The 15,503-nt window shown below is 71.4% G+C and carries 13 protein-coding genes; 4 read left to right on the plus strand and 9 right to left on the minus strand.

Features of this window, described 5'->3' with window-relative positions; translation table 11 throughout:
* Positions 1-2: 2 nt before the first annotated feature.
* Both ACFQZY_RS02945 and murJ read right to left on the minus strand, forming a co-directional pair.
* Positions 3-854 (minus strand): SirB1 family protein, encoded by an 852-nt coding sequence (locus tag ACFQZY_RS02945; RefSeq protein ID WP_377412364.1) that lies wholly within the window; start codon positions 852-854, stop codon positions 3-5.
* A gap of 52 nt (positions 855-906) precedes the next feature.
* Positions 907-2,472, minus strand: coding sequence for a murein biosynthesis integral membrane protein MurJ (gene murJ, locus ACFQZY_RS02950; RefSeq protein WP_377412367.1), 1,566 nt, complete (start codon positions 2,470-2,472; stop codon positions 907-909).
* Between the two features lie 109 nt (positions 2,473-2,581).
* On the opposite strand from murJ, the gene rpsT reads away from it, so the two are divergent.
* Positions 2,582-2,884: a 30S ribosomal protein S20 gene (gene rpsT, locus ACFQZY_RS02955; RefSeq protein WP_377412370.1), complete on the plus strand. Its 303-nt coding sequence runs from the start codon at positions 2,582-2,584 to the stop codon at positions 2,882-2,884.
* 176 nt (positions 2,885-3,060) lie between these two features.
* Here the strand turns inward: rpsT and ACFQZY_RS02960 are convergent, their stop codons facing one another.
* Positions 3,061-3,378: a DUF3579 domain-containing protein gene (locus tag ACFQZY_RS02960; protein ID WP_377412373.1), complete on the minus strand. Its 318-nt coding sequence runs from the start codon at positions 3,376-3,378 to the stop codon at positions 3,061-3,063.
* 211 nt (positions 3,379-3,589) lie between these two features.
* Between ACFQZY_RS02960 and ACFQZY_RS02965 the strand changes: the two genes are divergently transcribed.
* From ACFQZY_RS02965 to ACFQZY_RS02975, 3 genes are read left to right on the plus strand one after another with little or no spacing between them, the layout of a single operon-like run.
* Complete coding sequence (locus tag ACFQZY_RS02965; RefSeq protein WP_377412376.1) at positions 3,590-4,783, plus strand: aspartate aminotransferase family protein; 1,194 nt, start codon at positions 3,590-3,592, stop codon at positions 4,781-4,783.
* A 13-nt stretch (positions 4,784-4,796) separates the two neighbouring features.
* Positions 4,797-5,714, plus strand: a complete 918-nt coding sequence (gene argF, locus ACFQZY_RS02970) for an ornithine carbamoyltransferase (RefSeq protein ID WP_377412379.1) — start codon at positions 4,797-4,799, stop codon at positions 5,712-5,714.
* A 19-nt stretch (positions 5,715-5,733) separates the two neighbouring features.
* The gene (locus ACFQZY_RS02975) at positions 5,734-6,060 is read left to right on the plus strand and encodes a YkgJ family cysteine cluster protein (protein WP_377412382.1); all 327 of its coding nucleotides are present in this window, start codon (positions 5,734-5,736) and stop codon (positions 6,058-6,060) included.
* Positions 6,061-6,093: 33 nt separating this feature from the next.
* Here the strand turns inward: ACFQZY_RS02975 and ACFQZY_RS02980 are convergent, their stop codons facing one another.
* From ACFQZY_RS02980 to sbmA, 6 genes are all read right to left on the minus strand, one after another.
* Positions 6,094-6,909, minus strand: a complete 816-nt coding sequence (locus ACFQZY_RS02980) for a class I SAM-dependent methyltransferase (protein WP_377412384.1) — start codon at positions 6,907-6,909, stop codon at positions 6,094-6,096.
* Positions 6,910-7,048: 139 nt separating this feature from the next.
* On the minus strand, positions 7,049-8,995 hold the full coding sequence (locus tag ACFQZY_RS02985; RefSeq protein WP_377412387.1) for a hypothetical protein: 1,947 nt from the start codon (positions 8,993-8,995) through the stop codon (positions 7,049-7,051).
* Between the two features lie 90 nt (positions 8,996-9,085).
* Positions 9,086-10,273, minus strand: a complete 1,188-nt coding sequence (locus ACFQZY_RS02990) for an FAD-dependent monooxygenase (RefSeq protein WP_377412390.1) — start codon at positions 10,271-10,273, stop codon at positions 9,086-9,088.
* A gap of 85 nt (positions 10,274-10,358) precedes the next feature.
* Positions 10,359-13,256, minus strand: coding sequence for an aconitate hydratase AcnA (gene acnA / locus ACFQZY_RS02995; RefSeq protein ID WP_377412392.1), 2,898 nt, complete (start codon positions 13,254-13,256; stop codon positions 10,359-10,361).
* An 87-nt stretch (positions 13,257-13,343) separates the two neighbouring features.
* Positions 13,344-14,429 carry a 3-phosphoserine/phosphohydroxythreonine transaminase gene (serC, locus tag ACFQZY_RS03000; RefSeq protein ID WP_377412395.1) on the minus strand — a complete coding sequence of 362 codons (1,086 nt, stop codon included), beginning with the start codon at positions 14,427-14,429 and terminating at the stop codon, positions 13,344-13,346.
* 34 nt (positions 14,430-14,463) lie between these two features.
* Positions 14,464-15,480, minus strand: a complete 1,017-nt coding sequence (gene sbmA, locus ACFQZY_RS03005) for a peptide antibiotic transporter SbmA (RefSeq protein ID WP_377412398.1) — start codon at positions 15,478-15,480, stop codon at positions 14,464-14,466.
* Positions 15,481-15,503 lie beyond the last annotated feature (23 nt).

The following is a 15,503-nucleotide window of genomic DNA, read 5'->3' on the forward strand; positions in this document are numbered from 1 at the left end:
GGTCAGCCCGGCGCGCGCCGCAACGCGGCGACGCGCTCGGCGATCAGGTCGATGTCCAGGGCGTCCTGGGCATTGGCCAGGTAAACCTCCAGGTCCGCCACGGCGCGCTGGGTGTGGCCCTGTTCAGCATGGGCCAGGCCGCGGTCGCGCCATTCGCCCCAGGCCTCGGGCAGCAGGATCACCAGCCGGTCCTGCACCGCCACCAGGCGCGCCCAGTCCTCCTGGGCCCGGTGGATCTCCTTCAGGTTGCGCAACATGCGGGCCACGATGTCCCGCGGCGGCGCCGACTGCAGGTACAGCCCCAGCGGCACGTCGAACTCCCCGGTCAGCCCGCTGCGGCGCTTGTACGGCTCCAGCCGCTCGGCCAGCTCCTCGCGCGAGAGCGAGTGGCCGGTGAACGGATCGATCACCACCTGCCCCTTGGGCAGGTTGACCTTGGCCATGAAATGCCCTGGGAAGCACACGCCGCGCGCGTGCAGCCCCAGCCCCTGGGCCAGCTCCACCCACAGCACCGCCAGCGAGATCTGGATGCCGCGGCGCGTGCGCATCACCACGTGCAGGTAGCTGTTGTCGGGGTCGCAGTAGTCGTTGACGTTGCCGCCGAAGCTCAGGTCCCGGAAGAAGAACTGATTGAGCATGCGCAGCTTGTGCAGAGGCGGCGCATCGGCCGCCAGGCGCCGTCGCAGGCGGGCGAGCATCTGGTCGACGTCGTCCAGGACCTGCTGGACGTCGAACTCGGGGTATTCGTCCTGGGCGAGGCTGGCGGCGGCCTCCAGCAGGGGGAAGTGCTCGTCGCTGGCCACCAGAGCCCGGAAGTACTCGAGGGGCGTCGGCGGCGAGAGGTTCAACTGCATGCGGAAGTTGTATGCGCGACCTTGGGCCGCGTCAAGCAGGGCAAGCTGCGTTTCAGCGCGCGAGCAACTGCCGCAGCTTCAGGCCGGCCACCCACAGGGCGCCGAAGTAGATGGCACCCGAGGCCGCCAGCAGGCCCGCCAGGGTGGCCACCCGCTGCCCGGGCTGGGCGCGCAGCGCCACCCAGTCGAACGAGCCGCCGGCCCACAGCAGGAACACCGCCAGCAGCACCGTGGCCGCCAGCACCTGCAGCAGGAAGCGGCCCCAGCCCGGCGAAGGCCGCCAGCTGCCGCGGCGGCGCAGGCCCGCGAGCAGCCAGCCCGCATTGAGCAGCGCCCCCAGGCCGATGGACAGGGCGAGGCCGGCATGCTGCAGCGCGGGCACCAGCACCACGTTCAGCAGCTGCGTGACCACCAGCACCACGATGGCGATGCGCACCGGCGTGCGGATGTCCTGGTTGGCGTAATAGCCGGGCGCCAGCACCTTGATCGCCACCAGCCCCAGCAGGCCGGCGCCGTAGCCGGCCAGGGCGACGGACACCTGGGCCACGTCGTGGCCGGTGAAGGCGCCGTAGTGGAACAGCGTGGCCGCCAGGGGCTGGGCGAACACCAGCAGGGCCACCGAGCTGGGCACCGCCAGCAGCACCACCAGGCGCAGGCCCCAGTCCAGCATGGACGAATAGCGCTGCGTGTCGGCCTTGGCATGGGCCGCGGCCAGCTGGGGCATCAGCACCACGCCCAGGGCCACGCCGAGCAGCGCGGTGGGGAATTCCATCAGCCGGTCGGCGTAACTGAGCCAGGTGACGCTGCCATGCGGCAGCCAGGAGGCGATCTGGGTGTTGATCAGCAGGGAGATCTGGGCCACCCCCACCCCGAGCAGGGCCGGCAGCATCTTGCGGCCCACCCCCCGGGTGCCGGGGTGGGCCCAGGCCGCGCGCAGGCGCGCCCAGGTCAGGCCGATGCGGGGCAGGTACCCCATGCGGGCCAGGGCCGGCACCTGCACCGCCAGCTGCAGCACGCCGCCGGCCATGACACCCGCGGCCATGGCGTAGATCGGCTCGATGCCCCAGCCGGCGAAGGCCGGCGCCCCCTTCCAGGCGGCGAGGATCATGCACAGGTTCAGCAGCACCGGCGTGGCCGCCGGCGCGGCGAAGCGCTTCCAGGTGTTCAGGATCCCGGCCGACAGGGCCACCATCGACATGAACCCGATGTAGGGGAACATCCAGCGGGTCATGAAGACCGCCGCCTCCATGGCGCGCGGGTCCTTCTGGAAGCCGCTGGCCATGGCCCAGACCAGCACCGGCGCGCCGGCCACGCCGACCACGCAGGTGGCCACCAGGGCCCAGGCCAGGGCGGTGGCTACATGGTCCACCAGGGCATGGGTGGCGGCCTCGCCCTCGCGCTCCTTCACATGGGCCAGGGCCGGCACGAAGGCCTGGCTGAAGGCGCCCTCGGCGAACAGCCGGCGGAACAGGTTCGGGATGCGGAAGGCGACGTTGAACGCGTCGGTCAGCGCCGAGGCGCCGAAGGCCGAGGCCATGAGCAGGTCGCGCACCAGGCCCGTGACGCGGGAAGCCAGGGTCAGCAGGGAGACGGTGGAGGCGGCTTTGAAGAGGCTCACGCGCCGAGTTTACCGGGGCCCCACGGCATGGTCTGGGCAGTTCGGCCGGCCTGGAGTACAATGGAGGGCTTTGCTGGCATCATCCTCAGACACCTAAAGGATTTTTGAAATGGCTTCTGGAAAACCCAAGAAGAAGAACCCCCGCCTGGCATCGGGCCGCAAGCGCGCCCGCCAGGACGTCAAGCTCAACGCCGCCAACTCCTCGCTGCGCTCCAAGTACCGCACCGTGGTGAAGAACGTGGAAAAGGCCGTCGCCGCCGGCGACAAGGCCAAGGCCACCGAACTGTTTGCCAAGGCCCAGTCGGTCATCGACTCCGTGGCCGACAAGGCGATCTTCCACAAGAACAAGGCTGCTCGCGACAAGAGCCGCCTGTCCGCCAAGGTCAAGGCCCTGGCACTCGCCGCCGCCTAAGCACCCGCTTGGGCATTCGCACGGGCCCTCACCGGCCCGCCGTTTGAACCGGGTGCGCTGCCAGCAAAGCAAAAAAGAAAAACCGCCTTCGGGCGGTTTTTTCGTTTCCGGGGTTACCGGGTCCGGGGCAAGGGGCCGGGTCGACCCAGGCCCGCCCTCCCCGCCTGGCCGCGGCCCTACTTCGCGGGCTCGTCGGGGATCAGGCAGGCCTCGGAGACCTGCAGGTCGTTGTCCTTGGCGAAGTTCATGAGGAAGTCCCAGGCCATGGGCTCGAAGTCGCGCAGTTCGCGGTTCACGACCACGCACTTGACGCCGCCGATGACGGTGGGGATGCACCAGGGGGAGTAGCTCAGGTGGCTGCCGGGATGGGCGCCGCCGGGGCGGAACGAGCTCATGACACCGGCCAGACGCTCCGCCCAGTCACTCGGGCGGAAGGTGCGCCCCTGGCTGGTGATGCCCTGGATGAAGACTTCTTTGGCAGCGTTAGAGACCATCTGGATCAGGGGTGGTTTGCACGCCGCGGCCAGGGATCGCCTGTCTGCCGCAGCGCTCAAGAATTATATCTTATATAAGACTTGCCGACCCCGCGCGGCGGGGGCCGCGGCGGGCCCGGGCGTGTCATCAGTGATTAGCACGACCTGTGCCTAAAATCGACCCTCGGCGGCTCAATTCGTTGGGCCGATTTTGTTTTTGGAGAGGATTGCAATGGCTCACATCGAGGCCGCGTCGCCGCATGTCATGAACACCTACGGGCGCCTGCCCATCGCCCTGTCGCACGGCAAGGGAGTGCGCCTGTGGGACGTGAACGGCAAGCAGTACCTCGACGCGCTGGGCGGCATCGCCGTCAACACCCTGGGCCATGGGCACCCCCGGCTGGTGCCGGCGCTGCAGGACCAGGTGGCCAAGATGATCCACTGCAGCAACTACTACCACATCCCCGACCAGGAACGCCTGGCGGCCAAGCTGGTGGAACTGTCCGGCCTGACCAACGCCTTCTTCTGCTCCAGCGGCCTGGAGGCCAACGAGGCGGCCCTGAAGCTGGCGCGCAAGTGGGGCCATGACAAGGGCATCACGAACCCCAAGATCGTGGTCTACGAGAAGGCCTTCCACGGCCGCAGCATCGCCACCCTCTCGGCCACCGGCAACCCCAAGGTGCAGGCCGGCTTCGGCCCGCTGGTGGAGGGCTTCATCCGCGTGCCGCTGAACGATATCGAGGCGCTGAAGAAGGCCACCGAGGGCGACAAGGACGTGGTGGCCGTCTTCTTCGAGACCATCCAGGGCGAAGGCGGCGTGAACCCGATGCGCGCCGAGTACCTGCGCCAGGTGCGCGCCCTGTGCGACCAGAAGGACTGGCTGCTGATGATCGACGAGGTGCAGTGCGGCATGGGCCGCACCGGCAAGTGGTTCGCGCACCAGTGGGCCGGGATCAAGCCCGATGTCATGCCGCTGGCCAAGGGCCTGGGCTCGGGCGTGCCGATCGGCGCGGTGGTGGCCGGCCCCAAGGCCGCCAACATCTTCCAGCCGGGCAACCACGGCACCACCTTCGGCGGCAACCCGCTGGCCATGCGCGCCGGCGTGGAGACCATCCGCATCATGGAGGAGGACGGCCTGCTGGAGAACGCCGCCCGCGTGGGCGCGCACCTGAAGTCGGCCCTGGAGCGCGAGCTCGCCGGCGTGGCGGGCGTGAAGGAGATCCGCGGCCAGGGCCTGATGATCGGCGTCGAGCTGGCCAAGCCCTGCGGCGTGCTGGTGCAGCGCGCCGCCGACGCCGGCCTGCTCCTGAGCGTGACCGCCGACACCGTGGTGCGCATGGTGCCCGCCCTGATCCTCACCCAGGCCGAGGCCGACGAGATCCTGGGCACCCTGGTGCCGCTGATCAAGGCCTTCCTGGCCGAATGACCTTCCTGCGACCATGACGATCCGGCACTACCTGCAGTTCACCGACTTCACGGCCGACGAGTACGCCTGGCTGTTCCAGCGCGCGGCCATCATCAAGGCCAAGTTCAAGGCCTACGAGAAGTACCACCCGCTGGCCGACCGCACGCTGGCGATGATCTTCGAGAAGGCCTCCACGCGCACCCGCGTGAGCTTCGAGGCCGGCATGTACCAGCTGGGGGGCAGCGTGGTCCACCTGACCACCGGCGACAGCCAGCTGGGCCGCGCCGAGCCGATCGAGGACTCGGCCCGGGTGATCAGCCGCATGGTCGACCTGGTGATGATCCGCACCTTCGGCCAGGACAAGATCGAGCGCTTCGCCTCGCACTCGCGGGTGCCCGTGATCAATGGCCTGACCAACGAGTTCCACCCCTGCCAGATCATGGCGGACATCTTCACCTTCATCGAGCACCGCGGCTCGATCCAGGGCAAGGTGGTCGCCTGGGTGGGCGACGGCAACAACATGGCCAACACCTGGCTGCAGGCCGCCGAGCTCCTGGGCTTCACCGTGCACCTGAGCACGCCCAGCGGCTACGAGGTCGACCAGTCGGTGGCCGGCGTGCGCGGCACCGGCAGCTACAAGGTGTTCAAGGACCCGCTGGAAGCCTGCAAGGGCGCCGACCTGGTGACCACCGACGTCTGGACCAGCATGGGCTACGAGGCCGAGAACGAGGCGCGCAAGAAGGCCTTCGCCGACTGGTGCGTCGACGCCGGCATGATGGCCGTGGCCAAGCCCGACGCGCTGTTCATGCACTGCCTGCCTGCCCACCGCGGCGAGGAGGTCGAGGCCGAGGTGATCGACGGCCCGCAGTCGGTCGTCTGGGACGAGGCCGAGAACCGCATGCACGTGCAGAAGGCGCTCATGGAGTACCTGCTGCTCGGGCGCGTCGCCTGACCGGCCTGGATCGCCTCGCGTGGCCGACGTCCATCCCTGCCTCACCTGCGGCGCCTGCTGCGCCAGCTTCCGGGTGGACTTCGCGGCCGACGAACTCGACGAGCAGTTCGGCCGCGTGCCCTCGGGCCTGGCGGTGCCGGTGACCGCCCACACCTGCCGCATGCGCGGCACCGACCACTCGCCCCCGCGCTGCGCGGCGCTCACCGGCCAGGTGGGCGTGAAGGCCGCCTGCGGCATCTACGAGTGGCGCCCCTCCCCCTGCCGCGAGTTCGAGGCCGGCAGCGACGCCTGCGCCCGGGCCCGCGCGCGCCACGGCCTGCCGGCGCTGGAAGGCCCGCTGCACTGAGCGCCGCGGGCGCGCACCGCCCACACGCCCCGGCTAGTCCACGTTCACCGTGACCCGCAGGAAAGTCGCCGGGATCACGGTGGTGGCGGCGCTGCCGCTGGTGTTGTGCCGGGCGAACAGGTCCTCGAGCTGCTCGCGCAGTTCCTCGGTGCGCTCGGTCTTCTCCGCGGCCTCGAAGGCATTCATCGTCGGCCCGTAGAAGCGGCGGAAGTGGTCCACGAAATCGGTGGGCGAGCCCGGGTGGCGGAAGGTGTAGGTGTCACGGACGAACTCGATGCGCTGCGCCGGCACGCCGGCGGCGCCGAAGCGCTCGATGACGTTGGCCTCCACGCCCCAGGTCATGGGGCTGATGAAGCCCTCGGGCGGCGGCGGCGAGAACGCGGCGCTGGTCTTGAGCAGCTGCGCCACCAGGGTCGGGTCGTTGGGGATCCAGTTGCCCATGACGATGCGCCCGCCCCGGCGCGTCACCCGCACCATGGACTTCGCCGCGTCGAACGGGCGCGGGGCGAACATCGCGCCGAAGATGCTCACGACGCGGTCGAAGTGGCCGTCCGGCAGGCCCTGCAGGTCGCAGGCGTCGCCGTGCTCGAAGCGGCAGTTCGCCAGGCCGGCCTCCTCGGCGCGCCGGCGGCCGGCCGCCACCAGCGGGGTGGAAATGTCCACGCCCAGCACGTCGGCGCCGGCGCGGGCCGCCGGCAGCGCGGTGGTGCCATCGCCGCAGCCCAGGTCCAGCACCTTCATGCCGGGCGCGATGCCGATCGCGCGCACGAGGTCCTCGCCGCTTTCGCGCATCGCCGCCGCGATGCGCGTGAAATCGCCCTTCTCCCACAACGCCTGGTTCGGATTCATGTGACCGCTCCTTGCTGATGGCACCGGGACAGCCCCGGCGCCAACGCGCACGGTACCCCCGGGGGGCATGAAAGCGAAGCTACTGAAGAGTTACAGGATGTGAGCGGCCGGCGCCTGCGAGGACCCGGACCTGCGCACGTCAGGACGACTTGGCCGCGGGGGCCACCAGGCGGCCCACCTGCTCCAGCATCGGCCGCAGGAGGCTCTCGAGCACCGGGCGCAGCGCCAGGGCCGGCAGGTGCTCCCGCTCGAGTTCGCGAACCTCGTCCGCCAGGAATTCCTGGTAATCCTTCAAATCCTCGAGCTTGTCGCTGACCCAGGCGGCGTCGGGTGGCGTGATCCGGGACAGCGGCTCCAGGCCCCTGCGCGCCTGCCACGCGCGGTACAGGGCCACCAGGCCTTGCGCCGCCTCGACCTGGCGGGCGAGACGTTCGCCCGGTTCCCGGCCCTCCCCCTCGTTCCCCGCCTCCAGGATGCGCGCCACCACTTGCCGGCGGGCGAAGGCGAAGTCCGGGCGGCCCACGCCGTCGCCCTGGAGCTCGATCACGGCGGCCATGAGGTCGATCCGCGTCTCGAAGGACAGGCGCAGCGTGGCCGCCGTCCCGAGCCAGCGGGCGGGCCTGGGCGCGTCGTGGGACCACAGCGTGAGGACCAGCCGTGCCAGGCGGACCTTCTCCCGCTCGGTGAAGTCCTCGCTGCCCATGAGGCTGTCGCACAGCGGGTCGTCGGCGCACTCGGTCGCCAGCGCCTGGAACCGGGCGGCGACGGTGAGCCATTCGCCCTCGGCCCATCCGGCCCCCTCGCCCTCACCCTGGTACCGCAGGGACTGGTCGAACAGGCCGAACGCCAGCCACTGCGCATCCGTGACATGCCCATCGCCCCAGGAGACGAATTCCTCGAGGACGTCACGCCAGGCCCCGAGGGGAAACGTCCGCGGGACGAGGTGCAGGACGCCCGCCAGCACGTGCGGCAGGTCGGGGTTCTGCGTCAGGCCCTCGGGGGTCGCGGCCACCAGCCGATCGAGCAGCCGCGAGCACAGCGTCGGCGTCTCGGCGTCCTCGTCGGGCTGGCGTTCCAGCATCACCAGGAGCTGCGCCGCGTCACGCGCCCCCTCCCCGCCGGCCCGCAACCGCTCCAGGGCCCAGGCGCGCGCCTGCGGCGTCTGGGTCGGCGTGAGGGCATCGAGGAGGTGGCCCCACCAGAAGCCCTCCTGCGCCCAGGTGCGCAGCGCCGCCACCAGGGCAGCGTGCGGGTCCTCGCCGCGCGCCGCCAGGGCCTCGAACGCCGAAGCCAGGGCGCGGGCCAGGTCCACCTGCAGGACGTCGTCGGCCGGGTCATGGGCCAGGCGCATCACGTGGGCGAGGGTCCATGCCACCGGCTGCCCGCAGGCCGCGGCCATGCAGGCAAGGGGCTCGCCGGCCTGCGCCTGGGCGGCCCATTCGTCCCGCCCCAGGAGGGCCTCGCCACGGGCGAGGGCGGCATGGAACTGGCCCAGCCACGCGGCGGCGCGGGCCGCGGGGACGGGGGCCGGCAGGCAGGCCGAGACGGTCCCCTGCATCAGTGACACCAGGTCGGGCAGCGCCCGGCCGGGGCAGGACAGCAGCAGGGCATCGAACAACCGGTCCTGCGAATCGCTGTCGATCGCGTCGCCGCCCAGTTGCGTGGCGACCTTCCGCCCGGCGGACGCGATGGACGCCGCCTGGCCCGTCTCCAGGGCCCGGGCGAACACCCGGGCGCAATCCTGCGCCGTGGCGAGCGACGGGCCCCCCCACACGGCGCGGGCCTGCTTCGGGTCTTCGGGCGGCGTGGCCTGCGCCTCGGCCTTGCGCTTGGCGCCGGGCCCGCGCGCGGGCAGGGCCTCGGCCTTGCGCCCCTGGACCGGGAGCGCCTCCTCGTCCGCCGCGGCCACCGGGTAGCGGGCGGGACGCGGCACACAGGACTGCGCCTCGCGCCGGGAATCCGGCCATACCGGCCGGCCCTTGGAGTCGGCGGGGCGCACGCCCGCGGACTTGCCGTCACCGGAGGAGGAAGGTCCGGACGGCGGCCGTCCGGCGTAGGGGTTGAACGTGGTCTCTCTGACAGCCATGGGCGGCATCTCCTGCAAGGTCGGCCACCATGGCGCGACCCGCGAGGTGTGGCCGGAGCCGTCACCGGGTTCCCGGCCGGGCGCGACCCGTCAGCCGTACAGCCAGGGCTGGTCCATCAGCCGCGCCCCCAGCCCGCGCAGGGCCAGGTCGCGCGCCAGCCGCACCGGGCCGGTGGCATGGAAGATGGTCCCGTTGCGCAGCGCGCGCCGCTGCACGCGGGCCACCCGCTGCCAGCGCCCGAGCGCGTAGCGTTGCAGGGCGTCGGGCACGTCCAGCACGCGGTCGGTGACCGCCTGCAGGCTGCGGCCCAGCTCGAAGGCATCCTCCAGCGCCATCGCGGCGCCCTGCGCGAGGTAGGGGCGCATCGGGTGCGCCGCATCCCCCAGCAGGGCCACGCGGCCGAGCGCCATCTGGTGCGCGCCGGCCACCGGGTCGCGGTCATGCAGCACCCACAGGCCCCAGGACGGCACCGCCTGCAGCGCCTCCTGCAGGCGGGCGCAGGCCGGGCCCATCGCGGCCCGGAGGCGGTCGACGGTGCCGGGCAGGTCCCAGCCGAAGCGCTCGCCGTCGACGGACTGCTGCACCACGCACACCACGTTCAGCACCGCGCCGCCGCGCACCGGGTAGGTCACGGCGTGCAGGCGCGGGCCGAGCCAGGCGGTGACCTCGCCGCCGCCCGCGCCGGCCTGCCAGGGGGCCGGCAGGTCGGCCAGCGTGGCCAGGCCGCGGTAGGCCACATGGTCGGAGGGCCGGGCCGGGCCGTCGCCCAGGAGCTGCTGGCGGGCCACGCTCCACAGGCCGTCGCAGGCCGCCAGGGCATCGGCCTGCGGCGCCTCGCGCCCGTCCAGGCGCAGGCCCACCGCCGCGCCCTCCTCGAGGAAGCCGGCGATGCGCACGCCCGGATGCAGCCCCACCTCCAGGCCGCCCACGGCCTGCAGCAGCGCGCCATGCAGGTCGGCGCGGTGCATCGTGAGGTAGGGCGCGCCGTAGCGGCGCTCGAAATCGGTGCCCAGCGGCAGGCTGGCGATCTCGCGGCCGGTGAGCGCGTCGCGCGTGACCAGGCGGCGCGGGGCGCAGGCGATGTCCTTGACCAGCGGCAGCACGTCCCAGGCGCGCAGCACCCGGGTGGCGTTGGGCCCGAGCTGCAGGCCCGCGCCCACCTCGGAGAAATGCGGCGCCTGCTCGAACACGCGGGCCATCCAGCCCGCGCGCACGGCGGCCAGCGCAGCGGCCAGGCCGGCGATGCCGCCCCCCGCGACCAGCAGGTCGCGGCTCACGCGCCAGCCCCCGCGCCCGGCACGGCGTGTGCGTCGCTGCGCCGCGGGGCGGCGTTCGCCGGCTCGGGGCGGCCCGGCGCGGCGCTCATGCGGACGCCATGCGGGAGACCGGCTGCGCGAGCAGCTGCCGCAGCACGTAGGGCAGGATCCCGCCGTGGCGGTAGTAGGCCACCTCGATCGGGGTGTCGATGCGCAGCGTGACCACCACCTCCTGGCGGCGGCCGTCGGCGCGGGTGATGGCCAGCGTGGCGTCGCTCTGCGGGGCCAGCTGCGGGTCGGGCAGGACGTCGATGCGCTCGCTGCCGTCCAGGCCCAGCGACTGCCAGCTGTCATCGCCCTTGAACTGCAGCGGCAGCACGCCCATGCCCACCAGGTTGCTGCGGTGGATGCGCTCGAAGCTGCGGGCGATCACCGCCTTGATCCCGAGCAGCAGCGTGCCCTTGGCCGCCCAGTCGCGAGAGGAGCCGGTGCCGTACTCCTCGCCGGCGAAAACGACGGTGGGCAGCCCCTGTGCCATGTACTTCATGGCCGCATCGTAGATGAACATCTTCTGCACGTTGCCCGCGTCGTCGCGGTGGAGGGTGAAGCCGCCCTCCTCGCGCGAGCCGTCGGCCCCGGGCGGGATCATCAGGTTCTTGATGCGAACGTTGGCGAAGGTGCCGCGCACCATCACCTCGTGGTTGCCGCGGCGCGCGCCGTAGCTGTTGAAGTCGGCCTTGCCCACGCCGTGGGCGATCAGCCACTGGCCGGCCGGCGAGTGCTCCTTGATGGAGCCGGCCGGCGAGATGTGGTCGGTGGTGATGGAGTCGCCGAACAGCGCCATCACCCGCGCCCCCACGACCTTCACCGGCTCGCCGGCGGCCGGCGGCTGCGGGGTGAAGCCGTCGAAAAACGGCGGCTGCGCGATGTAGGTGCTGGCCGGCCAGTCGTAGACCTCGCCCGAGCCGCCCTGGATGCGCTCCCACAGCAGGCCCGGGTCGGACTGCACCCGCGCGTAGTTGGCGCGGTAGGCCTTGCCGTTCATGGCATGCCGCATCAGCGCATGGACCTCGTCGCTGGTGGGCCAGATGTCGCCGAGCCAGACGTCCTTGCCGTCCCGGCCGCGGCCCACCGGCTCGGTCATGAGGTCACGCAGCACCGTGCCGGCGATGGCGTAGGCCACCACCAGCGGCGGGCTGGCCAGGAAGTTGGCCTTGAGGTTGGGGTGGATGCGCGCCTCGAAGTTGCGGTTGCCCGAGAGCACCGCGGCGCATACCAGGTCGCTCTTGACGAGGGCCTCGTTGATCTCGGGCGCGAGGTCGCCGGCATTGCCGATGCAGGTGGTGCAGCCGTAGCCGGCCACGGTGAAGCCCAGTTCCTCCAGGTACGGCAGCAGGCCGGCCTTGACCAGGTACTCGGTGACGATGCGCGAGCCCGGCGCCAGCGAGGTCTTGATGTGGGGCGCCACCCGCAGGCCGGCCTTCACCGCCTTCTTCGCGAGCAGGCCCGCGGCCAGCATGACGCCGGGGTTGGAGGTGTTGGTGCAGCTGGTGATGGCGGCGATCAGCACGTCGCCGTTGCCGATGGTCACGTCCTGCACATGGCGCTCGCGCGGCGGCGCCTCGTGCACGGCCGACTGCAGGGTGGGCCTGTTGGCCTCCATCTCCTGCTCGTGGCGCGGCGCATGGGCGCGCGATGGCGGCGTGGCGGGCACCTTCGGGTCCCGGGCCTCGCCGCCCGCATGCACCAGGTGACGCGTGAGCAGGGTCTCGGCGGGCCGGTTGAAGCCGTTGGCGGCGGCGGGCTGGCTGTACAGCGTGGCGAACTGGCGCGCCACCTGGCCGATCTCGATGCGGTCCTGCGGGCGCTTGGGGCCCGCCAGGCTGGGGGCGACGCTGCCCAGGTCCAGCCGCACGACCTGCGAGTAGTCGACCTCGCCCGCCAGCGGGATGCCGAACATCTCCTGCGCCCGGAAGTACGCCTCCAGCGCCGCGACCTCGCCCTTGTCGCGGCCGGTACCCTCGAAGTAGGCGATGGTCTTGTCGTCCACCGGGAAGAAGCCCATGGTGGCGCCGTACTCGGGGGCCATGTTGCCCAGCGTGGCGCGGTCGGGGACGGCGAGCGTGCGCGCGCCCTCGCCGAAGAACTCCACGAACTTGCCCACCACCTTGTGCCGCCGCAGCAGCTCGGTCACGGTGAGCACCAGGTCGGTGGCGGTGCAGCCCTCGCGCAGGCGGCCGGAGAGTTCCACGCCCACCACGTCGGGCGTGAGGAAGTAGACCGGCTGCCCCAGCATCGCGGCCTCGGCCTCGATGCCGCCCACGCCCCAGGCCACCACGCCCACCCCGTTGATCATGGTGGTGTGGCTGTCGGTGCCGACCAGGGAGTCGGGGTAGTGGATGCCGTCCGCGTCGCGGTGCACGCCGCGGGCCAGGTACTCCAGGTTCACCTGGTGCACGATGCCGAAGCCCGGGGGCACGACGCCGAAGGTGTCGAAGGCCTGCATGCCCCACTTCATGAACTCGTAGCGCTCGCGATTGCGCTGGAACTCCAGGCGCATGTTCAGGTCGAGCGCGTCGCGGGTGCCGTAGTGGTCCACCATCACCGAGTGGTCCACCACCAGGTCCACCGGCACCAGGGGCTCGATGGCCCCGGGCGCGCGGCCCAGGCGGGCGGCGGCGCTGCGCATGGCGGCGAGGTCGGCCAGCAGGGGCACGCCGGTGAAGTCCTGCAGCACCACCCGGGCGACGGTGAAGGGAATCTCCTCGGTGCGCGGCGCCTGCGGTTGCCAGTTGGCCAGGGCGCGCACATGGCCGGGCGTGACCTTGAGCCCGTCGCAGTGGCGCAGCACCGACTCGAGGACGATGCGCAGGGAGTGCGGCAGGCGCGAAACGCCGGGGTACTCCGCGGCGAGCGCCGGCAGGCTGAACAGGCGCCCCCCGGTGGCGGACTTGCCGGCGCCGAGGCGCAGGGGACGCAGGGTGTGGGCGAATGCGTGGGTCATGGGGCGGGCCTCCCGGTCGTCGCAACCCGACGATTGTGCTCCCGCCCGCGCCGGCGCGGGGCGCCGCCCGCGCGGTCCCCGCCGGGCTCAGGCGTTGGCCGCCTCGAACTCCTGCATGTAGCCCACCAGCGCCTGCACGCCCTCGACCGACATGGCGTTGTAGATCGAGGCGCGCATGCCGCCCACCGAGCGGTGGCCCTTGAGCTGGATCAGGCCACGGGCCTTGGCGCCGGCCAGGAAGGCCTCGTCCAGCGCCGGGTTGGCGAGCCAGAACGGCACGTTCATCAGGGAGCGGTCGGCCGGGTCGATGGGGTTGCTGAAGAAGCGGCTGCCGTCGAGGAAGTCGTACAGCACCTTGGCCTTGGCGCGGTTGTGCGCCTCCATGGCGGTGACGCCGCCCATGGCCTTGACGTGCTTGAACACCAGGCCGGCGATGTAGATCGCGTAGGTCGGCGGGGTGTTGTACATGGAGCCGGCGTCGGCCTGGGTCTTGTAGTTGAAGACCTCGGGCGTGTAGGGCAGCGCGTGGCCCAGCAGGTCCTCGCGCACGATCACCACCGTCAGGCCCGAGGGGCCGATGTTCTTCTGGGCGCCGGCGTAGATCAGGCCGTACCTGGAGACGTCGATCGGGCGCGAGAGGATGTTCGAGGACATGTCGGCCACCAGGGGCACGTCGCCGGTGTCGGGCGTCCAGAAGTACTCCACGCCGCCGATGGTCTCGTTGGAGCAGATGTGGACGTAGGCGGCCTTCGGATCGATCTGCCAGGTCGACTGCGCCGGCGTACGCAGGTAGCGGCCGCCCTCCTCGCTGCTGGCGGCGATGCGGATGGTGCCGAAGTGCGCGGCCTCCTTGGCCGACTTCTTCGACCAGTCGCCGGAGACGACGTAGTCGGCCTGGCCGGTGCGGGCGATCAGGTTCATCGGCACGATGGCGTTCTCGCCGATGCCGCCGCCCTGCAGGAACAGCACCTTGTAGTTCGCCGGGATCGCCATCAACTCGCGCAGGTCGGCCTCGGCCTCCTCGAAGATGGAGATGAATTCCGGGCCGCGGTGGCTCATCTCCATGACGGACATGCCGGTGCCGCGCCAGTCCAGCATCTCGTCGGCGGCCTGGCGCAGGACGGCCTCGGGCAGGGTGGCGGGGCCGGGGCTGAAGTTGAAGACGCGGGTCATGGGAACGGGATCTCCGGGAATGCGGCGAAAGGCGCTATTTTCGCACCGCCGCCAGCGCGCCCTCCCCCGGCTGGAGATGGATCTGGCGTTCGAACGCCTTCAGGCGCTTGTAGACCGAGATCAGTTCGACGATGGTCCCCCAGCTCAGGACCAGGAACTGGAACGAGCCCTCCACCCGGTCGAAGGCCCGGGTGATCTGCTGCATCGCGCCCAGGGTGATGACGCCGGCCACCACGGTGGGCGCCAGCGCGATCAGCGGGATCAGCACCGAGAACTGCAGGTACGACCACTTGGCCACGTCGAAGTACAGGTAGTGGAAGAACAGCCGGAAGTAATTGCGGCGCACGTCGTCGAACAGCGCCTTCACCGCCGGGCCCTGGGCGCGCTGCGGGTCGTCCTCGCCGTAGACCAGCTCCTTGCGGTAGGCCGCCTCGACCCGCTGGTTCTGGAACTCCAGCCCCGGCAGCTTGAAGCCCACCGCCGCGAGCAGCACCGTGCCGGCCATGGCGGAGACGATCGCGACCCAGACCATGGAGTGCGGCACCGGCCCGAGCCAGGGCAGCTCGGTGACCTGCGCCGACAGCGCCCACAGGATCGGCAGGAAGGCGGCCAGGGTCATGAGGCTTCGCATCAGCTCCACGCCCAGGCCCTCCATGATCCGGGCGAAGCGCATGGTGTCCTCCTGCACGCGCTGCGCCGCGCCCTCGATGTGGCGCAGGCGCTCCCAGTGGGCCATGTAGTAGTCGTTCATGGCCTGGCGCCATCGGAAGATGAAGTGCTTGGTGAAGAACTCCACCACCACGGTGATCACCACGTACAGCATGGCGATGCGGCCGAAGGTGAGCAGCTCGCCCCAGAACTGGGGCAGGGTCACGCTGCCGGGCTTGGACAGCGCGCTCTGCACCGTGTCGTAGAACACGCCGAACCACTCGTTGATCTGCACGTCCAGGCTGACGCGGTACCAGGTGGTGTAGAGGATCAGCGCCGAGCCCGGGAAAGCCCAGACCCACCAGCGGCGCGAGAGGAAGAAGGACTTGAACATGCGGGGCATGGTAGCGGCGCCCCGCCGCCCGC

Origin of the sequence: Ramlibacter sp. GCM10027632 (assembly GCF_042675325.1) — a bacterium.
GTDB lineage: Bacteria > Pseudomonadota > Gammaproteobacteria > Burkholderiales > Burkholderiaceae_C > Ramlibacter.

Excerpts from the sequence above, each read along its gene's own strand:
- ACFQZY_RS02945 (WP_377412364.1), bottom strand. The coding sequence starts at position 854 with ATGCAGTTGAACCTCTCGCCGCCGACGCCCCTCGAGTACTTCCGGGCT.
- rpsT (WP_377412370.1), top strand. The coding sequence starts at position 2,582 with ATGGCTTCTGGAAAACCCAAGAAGAAGAACCCCCGCCTGGCATCGGGC.
- ACFQZY_RS02960 (WP_377412373.1), bottom strand. The coding sequence starts at position 3,378 with ATGGTCTCTAACGCTGCCAAAGAAGTCTTCATCCAGGGCATCACCAGC.
- ACFQZY_RS02965 (WP_377412376.1), top strand. The coding sequence starts at position 3,590 with ATGGCTCACATCGAGGCCGCGTCGCCGCATGTCATGAACACCTACGGG.
- argF (WP_377412379.1), top strand. The coding sequence starts at position 4,797 with ATGACGATCCGGCACTACCTGCAGTTCACCGACTTCACGGCCGACGAG.
- ACFQZY_RS02980 (WP_377412384.1), bottom strand. The coding sequence starts at position 6,909 with ATGAATCCGAACCAGGCGTTGTGGGAGAAGGGCGATTTCACGCGCATC.
- ACFQZY_RS02985 (WP_377412387.1), bottom strand. The coding sequence starts at position 8,995 with ATGGCTGTCAGAGAGACCACGTTCAACCCCTACGCCGGACGGCCGCCG.
- acnA (WP_377412392.1), bottom strand. The coding sequence starts at position 13,256 with ATGACCCACGCATTCGCCCACACCCTGCGTCCCCTGCGCCTCGGCGCC.
- serC (WP_377412395.1), bottom strand. The coding sequence starts at position 14,429 with ATGACCCGCGTCTTCAACTTCAGCCCCGGCCCCGCCACCCTGCCCGAG.
- sbmA (WP_377412398.1), bottom strand. The coding sequence starts at position 15,480 with ATGCCCCGCATGTTCAAGTCCTTCTTCCTCTCGCGCCGCTGGTGGGTC.